The sequence below is a fragment of the Ensifer adhaerens genome (assembly GCF_028993555.1).
Classification (GTDB): Bacteria; Pseudomonadota; Alphaproteobacteria; order Rhizobiales; family Rhizobiaceae; genus Ensifer; species Ensifer adhaerens_I.
Genome location: NZ_CP118610.1, coordinates 2147642 through 2171908, shown reverse-complemented (window position 1 = coordinate 2171908; position 24267 = coordinate 2147642). Strand labels below are relative to the sequence as shown.

Annotated in this window: 21 protein-coding genes and 1 pseudogene; 17 read left to right on the top strand and 5 right to left on the bottom strand. The window is 63.3% G+C overall.

Annotated elements, in window-relative coordinates; translation table 11 throughout:
• Window positions 1–92 precede the first annotated feature (92 nt).
• The gene (locus PWG15_RS10610) at window positions 93–1829 is read left to right on the top strand and encodes an adenylate/guanylate cyclase domain-containing protein (protein ID WP_275019726.1); all 1737 of its coding nucleotides are present in this window, start codon (window positions 93–95) and stop codon (window positions 1827–1829) included.
• Window positions 1830–2048: 219 nt separating this feature from the next.
• Window positions 2049–4358, top strand: a complete 2310-nt coding sequence (locus tag PWG15_RS10605) for a rhodanese-like domain-containing protein (protein ID WP_275019724.1) — start codon at window positions 2049–2051, stop codon at window positions 4356–4358.
• Between the two features lie 149 nt (window positions 4359–4507).
• Here the strand turns inward: PWG15_RS10605 and PWG15_RS10600 are convergent, their stop codons facing one another.
• The gene (locus tag PWG15_RS10600; RefSeq protein WP_275024400.1) at window positions 4508–6139 is read right to left on the bottom strand and encodes an arylsulfatase; all 1632 of its coding nucleotides are present in this window, start codon (window positions 6137–6139) and stop codon (window positions 4508–4510) included.
• A gap of 219 nt (window positions 6140–6358) precedes the next feature.
• Between PWG15_RS10600 and PWG15_RS10595 the strand changes: the two genes are divergently transcribed.
• The 4 genes from PWG15_RS10595 to PWG15_RS10580 all read left to right on the top strand — a co-directional run bounded on the left by PWG15_RS10595 (window position 6359) and on the right by PWG15_RS10580 (window position 9375).
• The gene (locus PWG15_RS10595) at window positions 6359–7345 is read left to right on the top strand and encodes an ABC transporter substrate-binding protein (protein WP_275019722.1); all 987 of its coding nucleotides are present in this window, start codon (window positions 6359–6361) and stop codon (window positions 7343–7345) included.
• Window positions 7285–8277: a sensor histidine kinase gene (locus tag PWG15_RS10590; RefSeq protein WP_275019721.1), complete on the top strand. Its 993-nt coding sequence runs from the start codon at window positions 7285–7287 to the stop codon at window positions 8275–8277. The genes PWG15_RS10595 and PWG15_RS10590 overlap by 61 nt, the downstream gene beginning before the upstream one ends.
• Window positions 8278–8313: 36 nt before the next feature.
• A complete protein-coding gene (locus tag PWG15_RS10585) occupies window positions 8314–8937 on the top strand; it encodes a response regulator transcription factor (RefSeq protein ID WP_275019720.1) in 624 nt (207 codons plus the stop codon).
• A 72-nt stretch (window positions 8938–9009) separates the two neighbouring features.
• A complete protein-coding gene (locus PWG15_RS10580; RefSeq protein WP_275019719.1) occupies window positions 9010–9375 on the top strand; it encodes a response regulator transcription factor in 366 nt (121 codons plus the stop codon).
• 61 nt (window positions 9376–9436) lie between these two features.
• Here PWG15_RS10580 and PWG15_RS10575 read toward each other — a convergent pair whose 3' ends face one another.
• The gene (locus PWG15_RS10575) at window positions 9437–10327 is read right to left on the bottom strand and encodes a LysR family transcriptional regulator (RefSeq protein ID WP_275019718.1); all 891 of its coding nucleotides are present in this window, start codon (window positions 10325–10327) and stop codon (window positions 9437–9439) included.
• A 286-nt stretch (window positions 10328–10613) separates the two neighbouring features.
• On the opposite strand from PWG15_RS10575, the gene PWG15_RS10570 reads away from it, so the two are divergent.
• Window positions 10614–12056: an MFS transporter gene (locus PWG15_RS10570; RefSeq protein WP_275019717.1), complete on the top strand. Its 1443-nt coding sequence runs from the start codon at window positions 10614–10616 to the stop codon at window positions 12054–12056.
• Window positions 12057–12118: 62 nt separating this feature from the next.
• Here the strand turns inward: PWG15_RS10570 and PWG15_RS10565 are convergent, their stop codons facing one another.
• Window positions 12119–12700, bottom strand: a complete 582-nt coding sequence (locus tag PWG15_RS10565; RefSeq protein WP_275019716.1) for a GNAT family N-acetyltransferase — start codon at window positions 12698–12700, stop codon at window positions 12119–12121.
• A gap of 75 nt (window positions 12701–12775) precedes the next feature.
• Window positions 12776–13150 (bottom strand): DUF4180 domain-containing protein, encoded by a 375-nt coding sequence (locus tag PWG15_RS10560; protein WP_275019715.1) that lies wholly within the window; start codon window positions 13148–13150, stop codon window positions 12776–12778.
• Window positions 13151–13538: 388 nt separating this feature from the next.
• Between PWG15_RS10560 and napE the strand changes: the two genes are divergently transcribed.
• The 10 genes and pseudogenes from napE (at window position 13539) to PWG15_RS10510 (ending at window position 23296) form a co-directional block, all read left to right on the top strand.
• Window positions 13539–13727, top strand: coding sequence for a periplasmic nitrate reductase, NapE protein (gene napE, locus PWG15_RS10555; protein WP_275019714.1), 189 nt, complete (start codon window positions 13539–13541; stop codon window positions 13725–13727).
• Window positions 13728–13735: 8 nt separating this feature from the next.
• A complete protein-coding gene (gene napF / locus PWG15_RS10550; protein WP_275019713.1) occupies window positions 13736–14236 on the top strand; it encodes a ferredoxin-type protein NapF in 501 nt (166 codons plus the stop codon).
• Window positions 14229–14535: pseudogene (locus PWG15_RS10545) on the top strand (chaperone NapD). Before napF ends, PWG15_RS10545 begins: the two are co-directional and overlap by 8 nt.
• Window positions 14510–17017, top strand: a complete 2508-nt coding sequence (gene napA / locus PWG15_RS10540; protein ID WP_275019712.1) for a periplasmic nitrate reductase subunit alpha — start codon at window positions 14510–14512, stop codon at window positions 17015–17017. The pseudogene PWG15_RS10545 and the gene napA overlap by 26 nt, the downstream one beginning before the upstream one ends.
• 116 nt (window positions 17018–17133) lie before the next feature.
• A complete protein-coding gene (locus PWG15_RS10535) occupies window positions 17134–17589 on the top strand; it encodes a nitrate reductase cytochrome c-type subunit (protein ID WP_275019711.1) in 456 nt (151 codons plus the stop codon).
• A gap of 4 nt (window positions 17590–17593) precedes the next feature.
• Complete coding sequence (locus tag PWG15_RS10530; protein ID WP_425536696.1) at window positions 17594–18292, top strand: NapC/NirT family cytochrome c; 699 nt, start codon at window positions 17594–17596, stop codon at window positions 18290–18292.
• Window positions 18293–18859: 567 nt separating this feature from the next.
• Window positions 18860–19282, top strand: coding sequence for a YciI family protein (locus tag PWG15_RS10525; protein WP_275019710.1), 423 nt, complete (start codon window positions 18860–18862; stop codon window positions 19280–19282).
• Window positions 19283–19521: 239 nt separating this feature from the next.
• Entirely contained in the window at window positions 19522–20370 is an 849-nt protein-coding gene (locus PWG15_RS10520) for a hypothetical protein (protein WP_275019709.1), read from the top strand.
• A gap of 447 nt (window positions 20371–20817) precedes the next feature.
• Window positions 20818–22257 (top strand): DUF1254 domain-containing protein, encoded by a 1440-nt coding sequence (locus tag PWG15_RS10515; RefSeq protein ID WP_275019708.1) that lies wholly within the window; start codon window positions 20818–20820, stop codon window positions 22255–22257.
• A gap of 271 nt (window positions 22258–22528) precedes the next feature.
• Complete coding sequence (locus tag PWG15_RS10510) at window positions 22529–23296, top strand: adenylate/guanylate cyclase domain-containing protein (protein ID WP_275019707.1); 768 nt, start codon at window positions 22529–22531, stop codon at window positions 23294–23296.
• 51 nt (window positions 23297–23347) lie between these two features.
• Here the strand turns inward: PWG15_RS10510 and PWG15_RS10505 are convergent, their stop codons facing one another.
• Window positions 23348–24214: a protein NO VEIN domain-containing protein gene (locus tag PWG15_RS10505; protein ID WP_275019706.1), complete on the bottom strand. Its 867-nt coding sequence runs from the start codon at window positions 24212–24214 to the stop codon at window positions 23348–23350.
• Window positions 24215–24267: the final 53 nt, after the last annotated feature.

Genomic DNA, 24267 nt, shown 5'->3' with positions numbered 1-24267 from the left:
TAGGATAATGCCCGGCCGTGCGATAGTATCGGACCAGAACCTCCTTGGTCCGGAAGTCCGGAACGGGCCGCTTTTCAAAGTGTTGGCAAGCCATGGAGCAGAGACTCGCCGCAGTGCTGGCGGCCGATATGGCCGGCTACTCCAGGCTGATGGAAGCCGACGAGGCGGGCACGCTTGCGCGGCTGAGAACCCACCGCATCGAGCTCATCGATCCCGCGATTGCCAAGAACAAGGGCCGGCTGATCAAGACCACCGGCGACGGCTTGCTGGTCGAGTTCCAGAGCGTGACCGATGCGGTCAAATGCGCCGTCGAGATCCAGCAGCGCATGAAGCGGCGGAACTCCGACGTGCCGGAGGACCGGCGGATCGAATTCCGCATCGGCATCAATCTCGGCGACATCATCTTCGAGGATGACGACATCTTCGGCGACGGCGTCAACATCGCGGCGCGGGCCGAGCAGCTGGCCGAGGTCGGTGGCATCTGCGTCACCGCAGCGGTGGCGACACAGGTGGCCGACCGGCTGGAACTGCCGATCGAAGATCTCGGAGAAAAGACGCTGAAGAACATCAGCCGGCCGATGCGCCTCTACCGCATCGGTCTCGAGGGCCTGGACCTTCCGACCTCGACGGGGGCGAGCGAAGCGAAAAAGGGCGTCTGCAAACCGACGATCGTCGTCTTGCCCTTCGACAATATGAGCGGCGATCCGGACCAGGAATTTTTCGCCGACGGCCTGACCGAGGACATCATCACCGAGCTTTCGCGCCGGCACGAGCTCTTCGTCATCTCGCGCAACTCCTCCTTCGTCTACAAGAACCAGTCGGTGAACGCGCGTGAGGTGGCGGCCAGCCTCGGCGCGCAATATCTGGTCGAAGGCAGCGTGCGCAAGATCGGCGAGCGGGTGCGGGTCACCGTGCAGCTGATCGATGCGGTCAACGATGCCCATATCTGGGCCGACAAATACGACCGGCAGCTCGACGATATCTTCGCCATTCAGGACGAGGTGACGGCGGCGATCGCCGCCACCGTACCCGGGCGCCTGGAGGCCGCGCAGCGCGACCAGCTCTCGCGCACCAAGCCGGCCAACATGGCGGCTTACGAATGCGCGCTGGCCGCCAAGGTGCTGCACCATCGCAGCACCGTCGCCGACAACGCCCAGGCGCAGTCGCTGATCGACCGGGCCGTCTCGCTCGACCCCGGCTATGCCCATGCGCACGCCTGGCGGGCCTGCATCCTCGGCCAGGCCTGGGTCTATGGCTGGTGCAAAGACAAGGAGGCGACGTGGCTCGAGGTCAATGCCGAGCTCGAACGGGCGCTTTCGCTCGACGACAACGACGCCGACGTGCACCGGATCCTTGCGGCCGTCAACGTCAACAACAACGCACTGACGACGGCGCGCTATCACCAGGAGCGGGCGCTCTTCCTCAACCCCAACTACGACCTCGTCGTGGTGCAGCAGGGCGAACTCCTGACATGGCTCGGCCGGCCGGAGGAGGGGGTGGAGTGGATCCGCAAGGCCATGCGCCTCAATCCGCATCACCCGGAACGCTTCTGGAGCCACCTCGGCAAGGCCCATTTTGCCGCCCGCCAATATGGCGAGGCGATCGAGGCCTTCATGCATCTGACCTCGATGGACGAAACCCAGCACGCCTTCGTCTCCGCCTGCTACGGTTGGCTCGGCGACGGAATTGCGGCTGCGGCACATATGGACAAGGTGCGGGCGCTTGCGCCGGCGTTCGAGATCGAGGCGTTCCTGGCGACGATGCACTATGCGCAGGACACGGACACGCAGCATTTGCGCGAGGGGCTGGTGAAGGCGGGGGCAGGCTGACGGCCGGACGACGTTCTGGCCGGAGCAGGGAGCAGCGCGGCTTCGGGCAAGAACGCCTGAGTTTCAACCCCTGACAACGCACTTCAGCGCCGCGCGTCATATCTGATGCGCAAAGGTCGCTGTAGCACTTTGAATTGCTGCATGGTTTTGTCGTTCAATCGGCTATGATCAAAGGCAACATGCAGGAGCGAGGCCTTCTACACCTTCGGAGAGGTGGTTATGGAAGCAGTTCGCGCAGAACGTCGCCTGGTGGCAATTCTTGCCGTCGACATCGTTGGTTATTCGCGATTGATGGAGGCCGACGAGGCGTGCACGCTCGCTGCCATCAAGGCCTGGCGATCCGAAGTCTTCGATCCACTCCGGGAGGATTATCACGGGCGCATCGTCAAGCTCATGGGCGACGGCGCGATCGTGGAATTTGGCTCCGTCGTCGATGCCGTCGCTTGCGCCGTTGCGTCACAGAAAGAGGTCGCTGCACGCCAAAACGATGTTCCATCCGAACACCGGCTGCTGCTGCGCATGGGCATCAATCTTGGCGATGTCGTCGTCGAAGGGGACGATCTGCTCGGCGACGGCGTCAATGTCGCGGCCCGACTCGAGCAGATATGCGAGCCGGGAGGACTGTTCGTATCCGGCACCGCTTTCGACCATTTGCAGGGCAAGTTCGAACTGCCGCTGGAGTTTATCGGCGAGCACCATGTGAAGAACATCCAGCGGCCCGTCCGCGTCTACCGGATGCGGTTTGAGGGAAAGGTCCGGCCCCGGCGCTTCACCTTCAGGCGGGTTCGAGGCTGGCGGACTGCAGCCGCCTTGGTCGCGCTCCTGCTGATCGGGATGGCCGCAACATGGGGCGTGCTTAGACGCGAGAATACGGAGGCCGCATCCATGGCGCGGCTGGCCTTGCCGATGCCCAAAACGCCCTCGATCGCGGTCCTGCCCTTCGAAAATCTGAGTTCGGATGCGGCGCAGAGCTACTTTGCCGACGGAATGACCGACGACCTGATCACCGAACTCTCGAAGCTCTCCGGCATCTTCGTGATCGCGCGCAACTCGACCTTCACCTACAAGGGCAAGCCGACCAAGGTGCAACAGGTGGCCGAGGAACTGGGCGTCCACTACATCCTCGAGGGCAGCGTCCGTCGGGAGGGAAGCCATGTCCGGGTCAATGCCCAGCTGATCGACGCGGTCGACGGGCACCATCTCTGGGCCGAGCGTTACGACGGTGAAATGAGCGGCGTATTCGGCCTGCAGGACCGGGTGATCGCGCAGATCGTGTCGACGCTCTCGGTAAAGCTGACAAGCGCCGAAAAAAGCGTCGCAGCGGTGCCGGAAACGACCAATCCGCAAGCCTACGACACTTTGCTCAAGGGATGGGAACATCTGCGTCGCGACAGCGAGGCCGAAACGGTGGCGGCTTCGGCATTCTTCCAGAAGGCGATCGTGCTCGATCCGGACTATAGCCGTGCCTACGCGTCTCTGGCGGCGGCAAACTGGCGGGCGAGTGTGCTCTCCTGGGACTTTTCCCGCAGGGAAGCCGCGTCCACGAACCTGACCAGAAATCTTGCCAAGGCGCTGGAGCGGCCGACGCCGCTTGCCTATGCCGTCTCGGCGCAGGTGCTGGCGCAACAGGGGCGCTACGACGATGCGTTTGCCGCCATCGGCCAGGCGGTGAAGCTGGCGCCGAACGACCCTGACAACCATGTGGGGATGGCGCGTATCCTAAACGCGACCGGACGTGCGGCGGAGGCGGAAGCTGAGGCCGGCCTGGCGATGCGGTTCGATCCCCATCCCTCGCGGGCAACGCTGCGCATGCTGGCAGTCTCGTTTTTCTCCCAGGGCAAATACGAGAAAGCCGTCGACACCTATCAACGCGTGATCGAAGGCAAGGCCGCGCTTCTTGCGGATTATGCCACTCTGATCGCGAGCTACGGACACCTCGGACGCACGGGCGGCATTGCCGCGCTGGTCGACCGCTACAACAGCTTGTCGCTGTCGTTTCTGGGCGATCCGCTTACCGTCCAGGAAAGCGCCTATGAGTGGTATGGCAGCGCCTTCAGCTATCACCGGCCCTACATTGCGCGCCTGCAGGAGGGGCTTCGCAAGGCCGGATTGCCGGAGGGCGCTGGCACCGACCTCGCGCTCGACGACTATGCGAAGTTCATGACGGTGACCAACGGCGAACTGAGTGTCGACGGAACGATCAAGGTCGATGTGACGGAGGCAAGGGCGCTGCTGGCGCGCGGCGTCGTCTTCGTCGACGTGCGGGCCCCGCCCAACTACGACAACGGCCATATCCCAAGGGCGGTCAACCTGTCGCTCGTCACGGACCTTTCGAGGGAAAGCCTCGCCCAGGTGGTGGGAAAGGAGGACGAGGTCGCCTTCTATTGCCAGGGCAGGAGCTGCACCTACGCCGCCTATGCGTCGGCCAAGGCGATCGCCTGGGGCTACAAGCGCGTCTACTATTTCGCCGGCGGATTTCTGGAGTGGAACGACGAGGGCTACCCGCTCGTGATCGAGGTGCGGAAGTAGGGGAGCGACCGTCGCGAGTCCAGGTGGAAGGTTGACCATGTCGAGGATCGCGCGTGAGCCGTGGTTGCGAGGTGGGCTTGCGTTCGCGGCAAGCGCGGTGCCGTCGCAGTCGCCCGGCCCATCTGAGCCGGGCGCTGTCCGTGCAAACCTTATTCGCCGCCCGCACCACGAAGCTGGGCTTCGATCTTCGTCAGGTTGAACGAGCCCGGCGACTGGCTCGGCGGGTAGTCCTTCATCGTCAGCAGGAATTTGGCGGCCAGGCCCTGGATCGGCACGAGGACGTAGGCGCGGTCCAGGAACCAGTCGTTATAGGTGTTGGCATTGTGCTGCGCCTTTTCGAAGGGGTCGCGGCGCAGGTGGAAGAGCAGCGGCACACGCAGCTCGGTGAAAGGCTCGCGCCAGACGCCGAAGGCCTCGCCGCGGTTTTCGAGGAACACCACCTTCCAGTCATCGTAGCGGGCGGCGACGATCTGGCCGTCGTCATTGACGTACCAGAACTCGTGACGCGGCGAGTCCTTCGCCTTGCCTTCGAGATAGTCGAGCAGATTGTAGCCGTCGATGTAGTTCTTGTAGCTGCGGCCGTTGAGCTCGACGCCTTGCAGAAGCTTGTCCTTGATGTCGGGTGCACCGGCGATTGCGGCAAAGGTCGGCAGCCAGTCCTCATGCGCAACGATGCCGTTCAGCGTCTTGCCGGCCGGGAAGTGGCCGGGCCAGCGCACGAAGGCCGGCACGCGGTAGGCGCCTTCCCAGTTGGAGTTCTTCTCGCTCCTGAACGGTGTCGTGCCGGCATCCGGCCAGGTGTTGTAGTGCGGGCCGTTGTCGGTCGAATACATGACGACGGTGTTTTCGGTGATGCCGAGATCGTCGAGCAGCTTCAGGAGGTCGCCCACCATCATGTCGTGCTCGACCATGCCGTCATGGTACTCGTCGCCGCTCGGGCCGGAAATCCCCGTATTGCTCTCCTTCACATGGGTGCGGAAATGCATGCGGGTGGCATTCCACCAGACGAAGAAGGGCTTCTTGGCCTGGTGCTGGCGGTTGATGAAGTCCTTGGCCGCATCCAGCGTTTCCTGGTCGACGGTTTCCATGCGCTTGCGGGTGAGCGGCCCGGTGTCCTCGATCTTGCCATCGGCGCTCGCCTTGATGACGCCGCGGGGGCCGAATTTCTTGCGGAAATCGGCATCCTTCGGATAGTCGCGGTTCTCCGGCTCTTCCTCGGCGTTGAGGTGATAGAGGTTGCCGAGGAACTCGTCGAAGCCGTGCTGGGTCGGCAGGTGCTCGTCGCGGTCTCCCTGGTGGTTCTTGCCGAACTGGCCGGTGGCATAACCCTGGCTTTTCAGCACGGTTGCCATGGTCACGTCGGTCTTCTGCCAGCCTTCCTTGGCGCCGGGCAGGCCAACCTTGGTCATGCCGGTGCGAACAGGCACGTTGCCGCCAATGAAGGCAGCCCGACCTGCCGTGCAGCTCTGCTGAGCATAGTAGTCGGTAAAGGCGAGGCCCTCCTCGGCGATGCGGTCGATGTTCGGCGTCATGTAGCCCATCATGCCGCGGTTGTTGTGGCTGATGTTCCAGGTGCCGATGTCATCGCCCCAGATGACGAGGATATTGGGCTGGCCGCCGGCGGGGGCGGCTGACTGTTGCGCTCTCGCTGGCCTCGTGCCGCCTGAGGCGATAATGGCGGAGGTTGCGGCCAGGGCGGTGCCGCCCAGAAGCACGCTGCGTCGGCTGACACCCGTTGCCGGCGGGGTGTCGGGGGATGCGATCTCAGTGTCGGTGGTCATGGTTTCGTCGGTCACTGAACTTCTCCTTGAGGGACGGTCGGTGAAACATCTCTCATGCCGGGCCGCATTTTTTCCTCCGTTGCCCGAGGCGGGCAGCATGGCGGGTCGCGGCTTCTCGTTGCGCTAAGACAGGCGGTATTCTGGACCATTCTCATCGCCTGAACAGTTGGACCTAGGGCCAACTTGATCGCCCTCAGCGGTCGCCCGGAACAGGCGCGCGTGACTGGTCTTCTCCTGGGGAAACTCCGAAGCTACTGTAACGAATGCGTGCTTTGGAACGCGGAAGAGGGAGGGCGTGTGGACCGCATGGGGTGGGGTTTCCGGCTTCGAAGGGCAGCGCTTCCGGTGCTCGTTCTCATGGGCGTCGCCGCCTTCGGCGAAACCGCGTCTGCCGAACGCATCCTGATCCTCTACGAAAACGAAAGCACGCAGCCCGCGACGATCGAGATATCTCAGGGCATTGCCGGGCGGCTCGCCAAGGACGCGCGCCATATCGAACTCTATTCCGAACATCTCGACCTCGTGCGCTTCGGCGCCGAAGGCGACCGGCAAAGACTGATCCGCTACGTTCAGGAAAAATATGCCGGCAAGCCGCTCGACGCCCTTCTGACGGTGGGGCCGAGCGCGCTGCGCTTTGCGCTGGCCGAGCGTGGCCGGTTCGCGCCCGGCGTTCCGATCGTCTTTGGCGCGGTGCGCGAGGTGCCGAGGGATGTTCCGGTGCCGGCCGATGCAACAGGTGTTCTCAGCCGGTTCGACGTCAAGGGAACGCTCGAGCTTGCCCGCAAGCTGCAGCCGGAGGCAAAGCGGACGACGATCCTGACGGGGTCCGCTCCCTTCGACCGGAGTTGGGAGGAGACGGCGCGGGCGCTGGTCGGCGAACATTATGCCGGCTTCGACATCGATTATGTCAGCGGTCTTTCGCTCGAGGACTTCAAGGCCATGGCTGCGGGCCTGCCGGCCGATAGCGTGCTCCTGATCCTTTCAGTCTTCGCCGATGCCAACGGCGTTTCCTACATTCCGCGCGATGCGGCGAGCCGGATCGCCGTAACGTCGGGCGCGCCTGTCTACAGCGTCTACAGCAGCTACTTCGACGGCACGGTGCTTGCAGGACATGTCGGCGCACCTTCGCGGCGATCGGGGAGGAGATGGCGTCGCTTGCGCTGCGACTGTTCGACGGCAACAGCATTGGCCCGCCGGCCACGCTGAAGGAGGTGGCGCTGATCGACTGGCGACAGGTCGCCAGCCGCGGCATTGCGCGCGACAAGATCCCTGCGGATGCCGAGATCCTCAACTACCAGCCGACCGCCTGGGAGCAGTTCCGGCTGCCGATCATTCTCGGGCTCTCGGTCATAGCCGCCCAGACGGTTTCGATCGCGGCGATCATCTTCCAGAACCGGCGCAATCGACGGCTCGAGGACACGGTTTCGACGCAGCGGCTGGAACTCGCACACATGTCGCGGCGCTCGCAGGTGAGCCAGCTTTCCGGTACGCTGGCACATGAGTTGACCCAGCCGCTCACCTCCATCCTTGCCAATGCGGAAGCGGGCCGGAAGATCGCACGGGCAGACGATGCCGATCTTCAGGAAATCGGCGAGATCTTCGACGATATCGTCGCTGACAACAAACGTGCGGCCGAGGTGATCGCGCAGCTTCGCAGCATGATGCGCAAGGGCGACGTTTCGGTCGAGCGGATCGACCTCAACGACGCGGTGCGCTCGACCGTCGGGCTCGTCAACGCCGAGATGGTGGCGCGCCGCACCCAGGTTTCGCTCAATTCGAGCGCCGAGCCGCTGCCCGTCAAGGCCAACATGGTGCAGTTGCAGCAGGTGATCCTCAATTTGATCCTGAATGCCGCCGACGCGATGACGGAACTGCCGCCGAAGCGGCGCAAGATTGAAATCGCCACGCGTCTCGGCGAAAATGGCACGCGCCAATTGACCGTCAGCGACGCCGGGCCGGGCATTGCGCCCGAGCAGATGGCTGAGGTGTTCAAGCCGTTCGTCAGTACCAAGGAGAACGGGCTCGGGCTGGGTCTTGCCATATGCCGCTCGCTCGTCGAGGCGCGGGGCGGCAAGCTTGTCTTCGACGGTAAGGCGACACGCGGTGCGCGCGCCGTCGTCACATTGCCGGCTGGTTGAAGCGCGCCGTGCGACAGGCTTCTGGAGGGATCTGCGATGCAGGAGGGAGCAGGGCAGGAAAGGGCCGGAACGGTTTTCATCGTCGACGATGACGAGCGTGTCCTGCGCTCCCTGCAGCGGTTGCTGAAACTCTCCGGCTATGCGGTGACGCCCTTTGCCGATGCGCGCTCGTTGCTCGGATGCGCCGAACTGGCGACTGCCGAATGCATCGTGCTCGACCTCGGTCTTCCCGATACGGACGGGCTTGGCGTGCAGGAGGCGCTTTCAACCATCGATGGGCACCCCTCCGTGGTCTTCCTCACCGGCCGTGCCGATGTTCCCTCCAGCGTCAGGGCGATGAAGGCCGGGGCCGTGGATTTCCTGATGAAGCCGGTCGAGGAAGCGGCCCTTCTGGTGGCGATCGAGGCCGGCGTGCAGCGGACGCGGGGCGAGAGGGAGGCCGATCAGCAGAAGGCTCGGGTCCAGGCCAGGCTGGAGAGCCTCACGGCGCGTGAGGCGGAAGTGCTGCAGCATGTGGTTGCCGGCCGGCTGAACAAGCAGATCGCGGGCGATCTCGGAACGGTGGAAAAGACCATCAAGGTTCACCGCGCCCGGATGATGGCGAAGATGGGGGTCAGGACCGTCGCCGATCTCGTGCGGCTGGTCGAATATGGGCGCTGAGGTGTCCGTCGTTTCCTGCATTGGCCCTAGGTCCAACTGGACCGGCGGCCGGCTTCGGCCCACGTTTATGGCATGAGCGAGCGAACGCCAGCCATTGCCATCGTGGACGACGACGAACTGGTTCGCCGCGCGCTTTCACGCCTCGTCGCATCGCTGTCCTGCCAGCCGATCGCCTTTTCGTCGGCCGAAGCCTTTCTCCTTTCGGTGGATGACGCGGTGCCCCAGGGCGCTTTGATCGACCTGCACCTGCCGGGCATGACCGGCCTGGAACTCCTGGAGGAACTCGACCGCCGCGGCATCGTGATGAAGACCATCGTCATCACCGGATCGGAACAGGAAGGCACGCGCGAGCGCTGTCTTCAGGCCGGTGCCGCCGCATTCCTCAACAAGCCGGTTTCCAGGGACACTCTGGCCGATGCACTGGGGACGCTGCGCTAGGAAGTGGTTTCAGCGTACGGCCCGGCGGATGCCCGCCCGGGATCCCGCTTCGGCCGTGGCTTCATGCCGTGCACACCTCCCTGACACATCCCCTTAGCCACCGGTGCGCCGGGTCGGCGTCGAGGCGCGGGTGCCAGAGCAGGGAGATGGTGATCTCAGGGAAAACCACGGGCAGGGGGAAGGTGAAGAGGTTTTCGCGCAGCGTTCCGGTGTAGCGCTCGGGCACGCTGGCGACGAGGTCTGTGGCACGGGCGAGCGCCAGGGCTTCGGAGAAGCTGCCGACGGATGCGGCGATCTCGCGTTTGAGACCGAGCGGTTGAAGGGCCGTGTCGATCGGGCCGGCGTCGTTGCCGCGGCGGGACACGTGGATGTGGCGGGCTCCAGCATAGCGGGCGGGCGTGATCTCGCCGCCAGAAAGCGGATGACCGGATCTGACGACGCCGACGAAGCGGTCGTGGAAAAGCGCCTGGGCGCGAAGCTCCGGGCCGGTCGTATCGCCGATCACGCCGGTTTCGAGATCGACGCTGCCTTCGCGCAGAGGGCTGCTTTCCCGATCGAGCTTCTGCACGAAGCGCAGACGCACGCCGGGCGCTTCCGCACTGACGCGGGCAATCAGTGCCGGGCCGAAATTCTCGACGAAACCCTCGCGGTTGCGGAGCGTAAAGGTGCGGGTGAGCTTTTTCAGGTCCAGGCTCTCGGCGGGGCGGAGACAGGCTTCCGCCGCTTCCACCAGCGCACCGACACGGCTAGCCAGTTCGAGGGCCCTGGGTGTCGGGACGAGGCCGCGGCCGGCGCGCACCAGCAGAGGATCGCCGGTCGCCTCGCGCAGCCGGGCGAGCGCCCGGCTCATGGCCGAGGGGCTAAGCTGCAGGCGCGTGGCGGCACGGGCGACGCTGCCTTCCGAAAGCAGTACATCGAGGGTGACGAGCAGGTTGAGATCCGGTCTGGTCATCGCCCTTCATATCACGAGTTAGTTCGTGATGTGGCGTCAAACGCACGAATGAAGTGCAAATGCTGCGCCTTCCGCCGCATGTGTCAGGAGACTAGGTTTTCGAGGAACCGATTATGGAGGGTTTCCCGATGCCTATACGCCGGCTGGCACCCATGGCTTTTGGCCGTGTTCCGACGTCCCCGACGCCCCGATCCGATCCCAGGCGATTGCCGCACAAACAGAGTCACGAACTCACTGTAAAGCTTTGTTTTTCCGTCGTTTCGAGCTTGCGCACGGGAGGTGGGCGATGACCGCGGCAGACACGCTTCTGGCCCCCGCTGCCCCGGCGCCTTCCGTTCGCTGGGTGCTCGCCAGCCTCTCGCTTTCCATGCTGCTCTCCTCGCTCGGCACCAGCAGCGCCAATGTCGCGCTGCCGGCGCTGGCGGACGCATTCGCTGCGTCCTTTCAGGCGGTGCAGTGGGTGGTGCTTGCCTATCTGCTGGCGATCACCACCCTGATCGTCAGCGTCGGGCGGCTTGGCGATATCGTCGGCCGGCGGCGGCTGCTCGTTGCCGGTATTGCGCTTTTTACCGCGGCTTCCGTCCTTTGCGGCCTGACGCCGAGCTTTGCGGTGCTGGTCGCGGCGCGGGCGGTGCAGGGTATCGGCGCTGCGATCATGATGGCGCTGACCATGGCCTTTGTCGGCGAGGCGGTGCCGAAGGAAAAGACCGGGAGCGCCATGGGCCTGCTCGGCACCATGTCGGCGGTCGGCACCGCGCTCGGCCCCTCGCTCGGCGGCGCGCTGGTGACCGGCCTCGGCTGGCGGGCGATCTTCCTCGTCAACGTACCCCTCGGTCTCGTGGCGCTCTTTCTTGCCCATCGGCATCTGGCCGAAGACCGCATGCCTGAGGGCAGGGAGCGCCCGCGCTTCGACGTGCCGGGCACGCTGTTGCTTGCACTTTCGCTCGGCGCCTATGCGCTGGCGATGACGGTGGGGCGCGGCAGTTTCGGCCTGTTGAATGTCGCTCTTTTGGCGGGGGCTGGGCTCGGCCTTGGGCTGTTCCTGCTGGTCGAGGCCAGGGTTGCCTCGCCGTTGATCCGGCTGGCGCTGTTTCGCGAGCGGACCTTAAGCGTCGGGCTTTCGACCAACGCGCTGGTCTCGACGGTGATGATGGCGACGCTGGTGGTCGGGCCCTTCTATCTTTCGCGCGGGCTCGGGCTCGATGCGGCACTGGTCGGGCTCGTCATGTCGATCGGCCCTGTGATCTCGGCCTTCGGTGGCGTGGTCGCCGGGCGGATCGTCGATCGCCTGGGCGCGGGCGCGATCGTCGTTGCCGGTCTCGCGGCCATGGCTGCGGGCTGCATCGCGCTCGCCGCTCTGCCTGGCCTGGCGGGTGTCGCAGGCTACATTGCGGCGATCGCGATGCTGACGCCCGGCTACCAGCTCTTCCAGGCGGCCAACAACACCGCCGTCATGGCCGACGTCGGCCTGGACCGGCGCGGCGTCGTTTCCGGTCTGCTCAACCTCTCGCGCAATCTCGGGCTCGTCACCGGCGCATCGGTCATGGGGGCGATCTTCGCCGCAGCCGTGGCTGCGAGCGATATCGCCAAGGCCGCGCCGGAGGCGGTCGCGGGGGGCATGCAGGTGACCTTTGCGGTCGCGGGGCTTCTGACGGCGATTGCGCTTACGATCACGGTCGCGAGCAGGGCGCGCGGCGGAACGGCTGCGCGCGCTCGCAACGCATCCTGACGAGCCAACCTCGGCGACACGGTGATCCGGCAGAGCTGCGCGCGATCACCCGTGGCCGCTTCTCAGCGACCGGCATCCTGCCGGTTGCTGTTTGTCGCGGGCGTGAGGCTGTAGCTCTGATGCAGGATCTCTTCGCCTCTCGAACGGGAGGCCTTTTGCACCGTCCGATGCGGGCGAAAGCCAAGCTTGACCAGTACCTTGCCGGATGCCGGATTGTCGGCGGCGTGGCCTGAGCGCAGTGTCGTAAGCCCCAGCACCCGAAAGGCGAAGTCCACCACGGCCTGCGCGGCCTCGAGGGCATATCCCTGTCCCCAACTTGGCTTCTCGAGCCAATAGCCGAGCTCTCCCTGGTCGCCGTCGATTTCATCGAGATCGACCACGCCGATCATGCGGCCGGCGCGCTCGATGGCAAATCGAAAGGCGGTGCCCGAAGTCCATTCCCCTTGGTGCTCGGCGAACCATCCGGTCATGTCATCGAGGCTCGGCGGGAACTGGGCCATGCGCAGCATGCGCGTGACGTCCCAATCCGACTGGATTTCGAAGGCGCGGGTTGCATCCGCAGGGGTCGTCGGGCGCAGGACGAGACGATGCGTGCATAGACTGATGCAGCGGAGCGGTCCGGATTTCGTCGCCTTGGTCGTCATGAGCCTAACCCCATGTGGCCGGGAGATCGGGATCAAAAGCGCGCCGGTGCTTCGAGCTTGCCATGCAAGCGGCGATCAGGCGACCGGCGTGTTGACAAGCCTGGCGCTGAGCGCCTCGAAATCCGGCACGAACCAGATCGAATTGCCCTTGTTGGTCTCGCGCACGAAATCGGCCAGCGCCTTGCTCGCTTCGAGCCTTGCGCCGATATCGCCGACGATGGCGAGCTGCATGCGGTAATTGACGAATTTCTGGAACACTTCGCCGGCAATACGGGTCGAAAGATCGAGGAAATCCGGGCCGAGCCGTTGCACCGGGATCGCCACGACGGTGGCCTCATGCGCCCAGGCGTCGCCGAGAAAATCATTGGCGTCGCCCGGTCGGGCAAGGAGTGGCCCATCGTCAGCGCATTTCAAGACGCGCACGGTTCCGATTTCGAGAAGCTGTGTCATTCGTCGGGGATAGTGGATAAAGCCCAGGGTTGCAAGGGCGATCGGATCGGGCGCTGCTGCTCGGAAACGCCGCCTGGCGTTTCGCCAAGGTTCGCCAGACGTTTGCGTTGCTTGACTTGCTCCGGCGACTGAAGTTGGAGATTCGATATATTCCTAGAAATATATCGATATTGTAAAACTGAGCTTCTCCTGGAAGTTATTTGGCCGCGCGATCGGAGAATTTCAGCCGATTTTCGCTTTGGATTCCTGCTGTTTGACACAGATCAATGTCTCCGCCTGTTCGCTATCTACTCTGCGACGAGTTGGATTCTTGTCATTCGCAGGTCACGGGATTGATTTTTATTTCCGGTGGCGCATCTTACTTTAGATTGTGTTGGGGGACGCGGGAATGCCGGAACTCGTTCAGCCGCAGCCAATTGAAAACCGCCCGCGGTCGCGGCGCGCGGAGTTCATCACCTTCCTGGTGCTTGCCTTCGGCATCTGGCCGATCGTTGCTGTTGGCATCGTCGGCGGCTACGGTTTCCTCGTCTGGATGCTGCAGATCATCTTCGGCCCGCCGGGCCCGCCCGGGCATTGAGGTGAGCCATGGCTGCAGAACCTCTTTCCCGCCGTGAACTCTTTACCGGCCGCGCTGCCGCAAGGCCGGTGCGCATCCGCCCGCCCGGGGTGTCGGATCCAAGCCTTGCGGCCTGCACCGGCTGCGGCCTCTGCGCCGAGCGATGTCCCACCGACATAATCCGTCTCGCCGACGGTCTTCCTTTCATCGACTTCGCGCGCGGCGAATGCACCTTTTGTGGCGCCTGCGCGGAAGCCTGTCCGGAGCCGGTATTCGCAGAGAAGAACGTGCGACGCTTCCCCCATGTCGCCGCGATCACCGACACATGCCTGGCGCGCCGCAACGTCGCCTGCCAGTCCTGCGGCGAAAGCTGTCCCGAGCAGGCGATCCGCTTTCGCCCACGCATCGGCGGGCCGTTCCTGCCGGAGATCAACGCGGCCAGATGCACCGGCTGCGGCGCCTGCCTTGCCGGCTGCCCGGTCAGCGCGATCGCGGTCAAGGCATTGGAAGTGGAGGTGGCTCATGTCTGAGGCGGCAACAGCAAAAGCGGGCACGCCCTATCACATTTCGAGCGCCGTGGTCGCCACGATGCCTCTGAGCACCGAAGCGGTGATCGCAACGCTCCAAGGAATGGAAAACGTCGAAATCCACGGCCAAGGCGGCGGCAAGATCGTCATCGTCATCGAAGGCAAAAGCACGGGCGCGCTCGGCGAATGCCTGTCGAGGATCTCGCTGCTTGATGGCGTGATCTCGGCCAACATGGTTTTCGAGCATGTCGAAATGGAAGAGGAAAGGCAGGAGCCATGAGCGGAGAACTGACGCGGCGTGACATTCTGAAGGCCCACGCAGCCGGCATCGCCGCCGCCACGGCCGGCATTGCGCTGCCTGCGGCCGCACAGCCGGTGCCGGGCGGTGTCAACGCGCTGGAGATCAAATGGTCCAAGGCGCCGTGCCGCTTCTGCGGCACGGGCTGCGGCGTGATGGTGGGCGTGAAGGAAGGCCAGGTGGTCGCCACCCACGGCGACATGCAGGCGGAGGTCAACCGCGGCCTCAACTGCATCAAGGGCTACTTCCTCTCCAAGATCATGTATGGCAACGACCGGCTGACGACGCCGCTTTTGCGCAAGCGAGGCGGCGCCTACGCCAAGGACGGCGAGTTCGAGCCGGTGAGCTGGGACGAGGCCTTCAACGTGATGGCCGAGCAGGCAAAGAGGGTCCTGAAGGAGAAGGGGCCGACGGCGGTTGGCATGTTCGGCTCCGGCCAGTGGACGATCTTCGAGGGCTATGCCGCGACCAAGCTGATGCGGGCGGGCTTCCGCTCCAACAACCTCGACCCCAATGCCCGCCACTGCATGGCGTCGGCCGCCGTCGCCTTCATGCGCACCTTCGGCATGGACGAGCCGATGGGCTGCTACGACGATTTCGAGAACGCCGATGCCTTCGTGCTCTGGGGCTCGAACATGGCGGAGATGCACCCGATCCTTTGGACGCGGGTCGCCGACCGGCGTCTCGGCCAGCCGCATGTGCGGGTCGCGGTGCTTTCGACCTTCACCCATCGCAGCATGGATCTCGCCGATATCCCCATTGTCTTCAAGCCGGGCACGGATCTGGCGATCCTCAACTATATCGCCAACCACATCATCGAGACTGGCCGCGTCAACGAGGACTTCGTCAACAAGCACACCAAGTTTGCCCGCGGCGTGACCGATATCGGCTACGGCCTCAGGCCCGACAATCCGGTCGAGGTCAATGCCGCCAACTCCAAGGATCCGGGCAAGACCGAGCCGATCGACTTCGAGGCGTTCAAGGCGCTGGTTTCGGAATACACGCTGGAAAAGACCGTCGAGCTGACCGGCGTCGAGCCGGAATTCCTGAAGCAGCTTGCCGAGCTCTATGCCGACCCCGGCCGCAAGGTCATGTCGCTCTGGACCATGGGCTTCAACCAGCATGTGCGCGGCGTCTGGGCCAACCAGATGGTCTATAACCTGCACCTTCTGACCGGCAAGATCTCCGAGCCCGGCAACAGCCCGTTCTCGCTGACCGGCCAGCCTTCGGCCTGCGGCACGGCGCGCGAGGTCGGCACCTTTGCGCACCGGCTGCCGGCCGACATGGTGGTGACCAACCCCGAGCATCGCAAGCACGCGGAGGAAATCTGGCGCATCCCGCACGGCATCATCCCGGAAAAGCCCGGCTATCACGCCGTGCAGCAGGACCGGATGCTGAAGGACGGCAAGCTCAATTTCTACTGGGTGCAGGTCAACAACAACGTCCAGGCGGGTCCCAACACTGCCAACGAGACCTGGCAGGGCTATCGCAACCCGGACAACTTCATCGTCGTTTCCGATGCCTATCCGACGATCACCGCGATGAGCGCCGACCTGATCCTGCCCGCCGCCATGTGGGTGGAGAAGGAAGGCGCTTACGGCAATGCCGAGCGGCGCACCCATGTCTGGCATCAGCTTGTCCAGGCTCCCGGCGAGGCACGCTCGGATCTCTGGCAGATGGTGGAATTTTCCAAGCGCTTTATCACCGACGAGGTGTGGCCGAAGGAAATCCTCGACGCCAGCCCCGAATATCGCGGCAAGACGCTGTTCGAAGTCCTGTTCAAGAACGGAGAGGTCGATCGCTTTCCGATCACCGACGTCAGCGCCGAGTACGACAACAACGAGGCCAAGGACTTCGGCTTCTACATCCAGAAGGGCCTGTTCGAGGAATATGCCACCTTCGGCCGTGGCCACGGCCACGATCTGGCGCCCTATGACACCTATCACGAGGTCAGGGGGCTGCGCTGGCCTGTCGTCAACGGCCAGGAGACGAAGTGGCGCTACCGCGAGGGCTTCGACCCCTACGTGAAGGCGGGCGAGGGCGTGAAGTTTTATGGCAACAAGGACGGCAAGGCGATCATTCTCGCCGTGCCCTACGAGCCGCCGGCCGAATCCCCCGACGCGGAATACGACACCTGGCTGGTGACCGGCCGCGTGCTCGAACACTGGCATTCGGGCTCGATGACCATGCGGGTGCCGGAACTCTACAAGGCGTTTCCGGGTGCGCGCGTCTTCATGAATGCCGAGGACGCGCGCAAGCGCGGCATCAACCAGGGCATGGAAGTGCGCATCGTCTCGCGGCGCGGCGAAATCCGCTCGCGCGTCGATATCCGCGGCCGCAACCGCATGCCGCCCGGCGTCATCTTCGTTCCCTGGTTCGACGCGAGCCAGCTCATCAACAAGGTTACGCTCGACGCCACCGATCCCATCTCCAAACAGACGGATTTCAAAAAATGCGCGGTCAAGATCGTTCCCGTTACCCTCTAGGGTTTTCACGGCTGAAGCGGATTTGCGGAAACGTCCTGTCTCTTTGTTTCGGGACCGTTCCTAACACAAAGGCGCTTCGCACTTCCGCTGGAAGCGGCGCAGCGCGCCCCGTCTGGATGGCGATGGCCGCCGGGCTGATGGTGTTCGTCACCACCGCCGCGGTGGCCCAAGTTGCTGAAAAGCTGGTGCCGCAGCTCGAAGGCCCGACGCAGCAGATGGCGACGGAGGCGGCAGCGCCCTTGCCGAAATGGGTGGTCGACGACAAGCGCAAGATGCGTGCCTATCCCGACCAGCCGCCGGTGATCCCGCATTCGATCGAGGGTTATGAGCTTTCGGTCAATGCCAACCGTTGCCTGTCCTGCCACAAGCGCGAATTCACCCAGGATTCCGGCGCGCCGATGATCAGCGTCACCCATTACATGACGCGCGACGGGCAGATGATCGCCGACGTTTCGCCGCGGCGCTATTTCTGCACGGCCTGCCATGTGCCGCAGGCGGACACCAGCCCGCTGGTGCCGAGCAATTTCAAGGATATGAGCGAACTGGGCTTCAAGCCGGCCGGAAGCGAGTGACGACATGATCGCCTGGATCAGGAAAATCATCCTTTGGGCCTGGGGCATCATGGCGACGCCGGCCGGCACGCTCGGCCTTGGCTTCCTCACGCTCGGCGGCTTCATCGGCGGCGTCATGTTCTGGGGCGCATTCAACACGGCGCTGGAACTCACCAACACCGAGAAGTTCTGCACCTCCTGTCACGAGATGCATGACAACGTCTACCAGGAGCTGACGCGCACCATCCACTTCTCCAACCGCTCCGGCGTGCGCGCCACCTGTCCGGACTGCCACGTGCCCCACCAGTGGACCGACAAGATCGCCCGCAAGATGCAGGCGTCGAAGGAGGTCTGGGGCAAGATCTTCGGCACGATCAACACACGCTCGAAGTTCCTCGAAAAACGCCTGGAACTGGCCCAGCACGAATGGGCTCGCATGAAGGCTAACGACAGCCTGGAATGCCGCAACTGCCATTCCTCCGTTGCCATGGACCTGCAGAAGCAGACGCAGCGGGCCGCCGAGATCCACACCCGCTACCTGCTTTCCGGCAAGGCGACCTGCATCGACTGCCACAAGGGCATCGCGCATGAGCTGCCCAACATGGAAGGCATCGATCCCGGCTGGAAGATGCCGCCGGAACTCGAAGGCAAGAAGATGGCCAACCAGACGCCGATCGACGATCTGAGGCAGGCGCTGGCGGAGCTGCATATGCAGGCGCAATAGGGCGCTGTGGCCGAGGTTTTCGGCTGCAAGAACGGATGATGACAGAGGGCCATGCCGGCGCGGTGTGGCCTTCTTGCGTTCATTGGGCGGTGTAACGCTGGGTCTCGTCATTCCTGTGCTTGTCACAGGAATCCAGCCGCGTCGGCGGCGCGAGAGAGTTTCCAAATATCGATCATCGGCGTGCCGGCCTGCACCTCCCGCCGTGCAGGCGCACGGTGGCTGGATCTCCGTGACAAGCACAGAGGCGAGGGGGAGAGTGCTGCGATCGCCGTGTCGACCGGGCACACTTGGATTGGCCGCGATGGCCTTGCCGAGCTGCGGTTTTGGCGTTCGGCTCTGCAACATCGTCTTTCTTCTGAAAAAATCTGACACACCCTGTCGGCGCCGCCGTTTCCCGTTCGTCATTTAGGCAAGGAGGCCCATTCGGCTTCCTTCACCGGAGCGGGATAGGAAAAAAATCCGTGTGGGTCTGGCGCCCGCAACCTGCTCTTACTATTTGGGTTTCACCACGCCGGCACCCCCAGAGGTCACGAGGACCGGGACTGGCGTGACAGAGGAGAATGGACAATGCGCGTAGTGGTTTTTGTAAAGGCGACCGAGGACAGCGAAGCGGGCAAGATGCCTTCGACCGAGCTGCTCGAAGCCATGGGCAAGTTCAACGAGGAGCTGGTCAACGCCGGCATCATGCAGGCGGGTGAGGGGCTGCATCCTTCCTCGCGCGGTGCCCGCGTTGCCTTCGACGGACCGAACCGTATGGTCATCGACGGCCCGTTTGCCGAGACCAAGGAACTGGTCGCCGGCTTCTGGATCTGGACCGTCAAGGACATGGACGAGGCGATCGCGTGGGTGAAGCGCTGCCCGAACCCGATGCCGGGACCGAGCGAAATCGAAATTCGCCCGGTGTTCGAACTCGAAGATTTCGGCGAAGTGATCACGCCCGAGATTGTCGCGCAGGACGAGCGCCTGCGCGAGAAGATCGCCAAGGGGTGAGTGCGCTCCGCACTGACCTCAAGGGTGGGCTTGCCTCTCACCCTGACCCTCTCCCTGACGGCAGGGAGAGGGAAGCCTGCGACGGGACACGACGGGCGGATTTCGGCTTTGATCGCCGCCGCATAGGGCGAGGATCAGCACGGACGCCAACGCGTTGTTAACCTGATCCACTTCCCGTACAGATTGTATTAACCATGTTCGCTTACCTATCTTCAGGGGCTTTCAACCGGAGTGGGGCAATGGTCAGGGCGAGCGGTTTCGTCATTTTTCTTTTATCAAGCGTTCAGCTCGCAGTGGCTGCCGATATCGACGGCCCGCTGGTCGGGCCGCAGGACGCCTATGAAGTGCCGGTGGAGCAGGCATCAGGCGGCATCGCCGGCTACATCGAGGGCTCCTATGGAGCCGGCATCGATACACCAGGCGATATCGATACGGACGCCTGGGACCTGCGCGGCGCGGTGAACTTCGACGCCGGCGCCGGTATGAACCTGCAGGTCGATCTCGGCTATACGCGCGCCTCCTACGAGGATGCCGATACGAACAGCTATGACGGCGCGCTGCACGGCTACTACCGCAACGATCTTTACGCGGCGGGCGTCTTTGCGCAGGCGGCGCGGCTCGACCCGGGCATCGGCGTCGACCTCAACGATTACATGGGCGGCATCGAAGCGGCCTATTTCCTCGATACCTGGACGGTACACGGCGCGGTCGGCTTCGGCCAGGCGAGCGTGTCGGACTTCGACGACATCGACGCCAACCACTATATGGGCGCGCTCGGCGTCCGCATCTACGCGACCGACAACCTGCGCTTCGACATCGATGGCAAACTCGATCGCCTCACCGAGGACAACCTTGACTACGATCTGCGCACCCTGAAGCTCACGGCGAACTACCGGCTGGAGACCTTCCCCGTCACGCTCTTTGCCGGGTACAAATACACCAACGAGGAGCTTTCGGGTCTCAGCGCATCGGTCTCGGGCGACACCAGCACCATCTTCGGTGGCCTGCGCTTCTCCTACGGTTCCACGACGCTCAGGCAAGAAGAGCGCCTCGGTCCGGTCTGGTCCAACAACCGGTTGTCGTTCTGATCGACTGCTTGGCGGTCGTAAGGCATCTCGTGCTGCCCTACCATCCGCGGCAGCCGCCGTACATGACGCGTTCTTGCGCGACAGATCGCAAAGGCGACGCCGGACTGCAAAGGACCGAAGTTCGTTTAAGGCGGAGCCTCAGCTCCGCCTTAAATATTTCGATGCTATGAATGTGTCTTACGCCAGCGCATTGCGGGCGAGAGCATTGCTCGGTCGGGCGCCCTCATACATGTCTGGCGAACGCACGAACGCCTGCATTTTGAAGGCTTTCCGCTCCCGAATGACAGGGCGTCGCCTGGCTACGGCGCGCCTCGCGATCAGCGGCCCGACGATCCCTCGGCCAGGCATGGGGAGGTCCTGTGCTGCTGCGAGCCAAGGTACAATGTCTAGTAGTGTTAATTAGCGTGTGCTAACCTTCTTCTGCCATGAGGGCAAAGGGAGGCGAACATGGATATGACACGTCGTGCCGTCGCTTTGGGCGGCGCTGGCCTGCTCGCAACGGTTTCATTTATATCCGCGAATGCTCTGGAATCTCCGCTGATCGATCCGATCGAGGCGGCTGACGATTTCTGGTTGGCCGTCGAAGCCTATATCTACGGTTATCCGCTAGTGACGACGGAAATGACCCGCCGGGTCGTCACCAATGTCGAACAGCCCGAAGGCACGAAGGGCCCGATGGGCCACATCATCAAGCTGCGCGAATATCCGAACGCATCCTTCAAGGACGTCACCGCACCAAACGCCGATACGCTCTATACGACCGCCTTCGTCGATGTGGGCAAGGAGCCCTGGGTGCTGTCGATCCCCGACATGAAGGATCGCTACTTCCTGTTTCCGATGCTCGACGGCTGGACGACGGTGTTCCAGGTGCCAGGAAAGCGGACGACCGGCGATGGCGCACAGTCCTACGCGATCACCGGGCCCGGCTGGCAGGGAACCGTCCCTGATGGCGTCACCGAATACAAGTCGCCGACGAGCATCGTCTGGATCCTGGGCCGCATCTATTGCGACGGCTCGCCCGAAGACTACAAGGCGGTTCACGCGCTGCAGGACGAGTGCAAGCTGGTGCCGCTCAGCGCCTATGGCAAGGATTGGACGCCGCCACCGGGTAAGGTCGATCCGCACATCGACATGAAGGCAGCGGTGCGCGAGCAGGTCAACCGGATGGATGCGGTCGAGTACTTCACGCTGCTCTGCGAGTTGATGAAGACCAACCCGCCGACGGCTGCGGACGGAGAAGCGATCGCCAAGTTTGCCGAGATCGGCATCGTGCCCGGCAAGGATTTCGACAAGAGCAAGCTGGACGCCGCCTTCGTCTCGCGCATTCCGGTCACGGCGTTCCATCGCATCATGCTGCATTTCAAGTTCAGCGATGGCGATATTCAGGAGGTCAACGGCTGGGGCTTTACCACCAAGACCGGCATCTACGGGAACGGCTATCTGCAGCGCGCGCTGATCACGGCAATCGGGCTTGGCGCCAATCGCCCGCAGGATGCGATCTATCCGACGTCGCTGAAATCCAAGGACGGGCTTTTCTCCCGGGCCTACAATGGCGCCAACAAATACGTCATCACCTTTCCGAAGGGGCAATTGCCGCCGGTGCGCGGTTTCTGGTCGATCACCATGTATGACCAAGACTATTTCTTCGTCGACAATCCGCTCAACCGCTATTCGATCAGTGCCCGCGTCAGCCCCAAGGCCAATGCCGACGGGTCGACCGAGATCTATATCCAGAATGAATCACCCGGGAAGGACAAGGAGGCCAACTGGCTGCCGGCGCCGAAGGGCAAGTTCATCCTGATGATGCGGCTCTATTGGCCCGACGACAGCCCGCCATCCATTCTCGACGGCTCCTGGGTCATCCCGCCGGCAAAGAAGGCGGGGTAGGGCAAGCGGGGCAGGCGATCAGCGACGCTGGAAGCCAATCTGGCAACGCCAGATATGGGCGAAGCTTCGCCGTCAGCAATTGGATCAAGGCAGAAGCCGCAATCGCGAGGCCAGTTTAAAGCGACCATCGAGGCGGCCGGTCGGGCGCATCGATGGTCGCAGGCACTGGTTTTCGCCGCCGTGACCTGTTCCAGCCGTTGCTAAAGCTAATCAAATGTCAGAAGCTTCGGTCACACCCGTCGGGCCATGTCAGCCGGAGCAGATGCCGACCATGACAGAAGCTTCTACCATCCAGCCGAGCCAACGCGGCGACGCCCGCATCTGCCGGGGATGCTGGGATCAGATGCATGTGCCGATCCCCATTCGCGGGGCCCTGGCGCTGCCGTTTCGTGCCTTCGGCATTACCCGCAGCAAGATGAACCCGAACATCTGCACGATCTGCGAGCGCTCCTTCCGTTACGTCAAGAAGCAGAGTCACGTGGCGGCAAGCGCAACGATCCTGTTTGCCGATATCCGCGGTTTCACGCATCTTTCCGAGCGGATAGAGCGGGTCAGGTTGAGTGAAATCGTCAGCCTGTTTCAGGATCGCTGTGCGCAGGCGATCTGGGCGCATGACGGCATCGTCAACAAGCAGATGGGCGACGGGTTGATGGCAATCTTCAACTTCCCGATCATCAGGAAGGATCACGCGCAGGCCGCGATCCTGGCGGCGCTCGACATCCAGCGGCTCTGCGCTCAAGCGCTTGGCAGCCTGCAACTCGACGATCTCAAGGGCCAGCCGCTCGGTGTCGGGGTCGGCATTCACACAGGCGATGTCGAGATCGGCGAGTTCTCGAGCTTCCGCAGCGACTTCACCGCGATCGGCGGCACCGTCAACTTGGCCTCGAGGCTGGAATCTCAGGCCGAGGCCGGCGAGATCCTCGTCTCGCAGGAGACAGCGGCGCAAGCGCAGGCGTTCGCCGCGGGCGCCGCAACCCGGCTACTGGTGCTGAAGGGCATCGATCAGCCGGTGGAGGCGCGGGTGCTGGCGACGCACTGACCGGCCTTGAATGGATACCCCATCTCCTCAGCAACGGGACGAGCCGTTTGTTCAGTGGAAGTTCGCCTGATAGCTGGTGGCGATGAGAGAGACATGAGTGTCAAGGGGCGGGCGCAGTTCGAAGGCCCGTGGATGGCGCGAGAAATCATAAAGACGGAGGAGACACCACGCCTCACGTCGCGACTCGGCCACCTCAAGTTCGTTACGCGAAATATGGAAAGGCGTACGTTCCCAACCGTTGGTGGTCTTTACCTCGATCAAACGCACGCGACCGTCTGGCGTGAAGCTTGCGATGTCATAGCCCGCACCATCGCCATCCTCCTCAGCCACCCACCGAACCTGGCGGGCTAAATCTTGGCGACCGCTTTGTTGGAGCTGCATGCGTTCATGATGGAGCACGCGCTCTTCCCCAGCGCGACCAAGGGCGCGATTGCGTTCGTCTCGCCCGGCCACATCGAAACGCCGTGCAACCGCCTGCATCTGCGTCAATTCAACGGGTGGCGGGGCATTGTGGAGAGTGGGCGCGACACCAACGAAAAGCGCCGGTGGTTCAGCCACCCCGGACGCTGGATGAGTGCCGAGGGCACTGTCCCATTGCGAATGTCGCGCTAGCCATCGGGATATTGCCTCGGCCAGCGACATCTGAAAATTGAACCGTGGCTGGTAGCCGCTGAGAATGGGAAGGCCAAAGCCTTTTGCAGCCGCCGAAATGTTGCAATGTTTGAACTCTATCGAACCGCGACTTCTTCCGAGCGTTTCTTGCAGAACCCGGTTTTGCACGGCCTTGTTATGGGGGCGACCAGAAAGTTCGTCGCTGAGCATTGAAAAATAGGCCGCGACGATCGCGTCATTTTCCGTATCTGTCCAATCCCCTACGCCCATGCTCGCCAGGCTACGCAGCGCACCAGTATCTGTCATCCGAAGAAATTACGCTGCGCCATGCTCCTATGCCTTAATCCCCGAAATTGAGT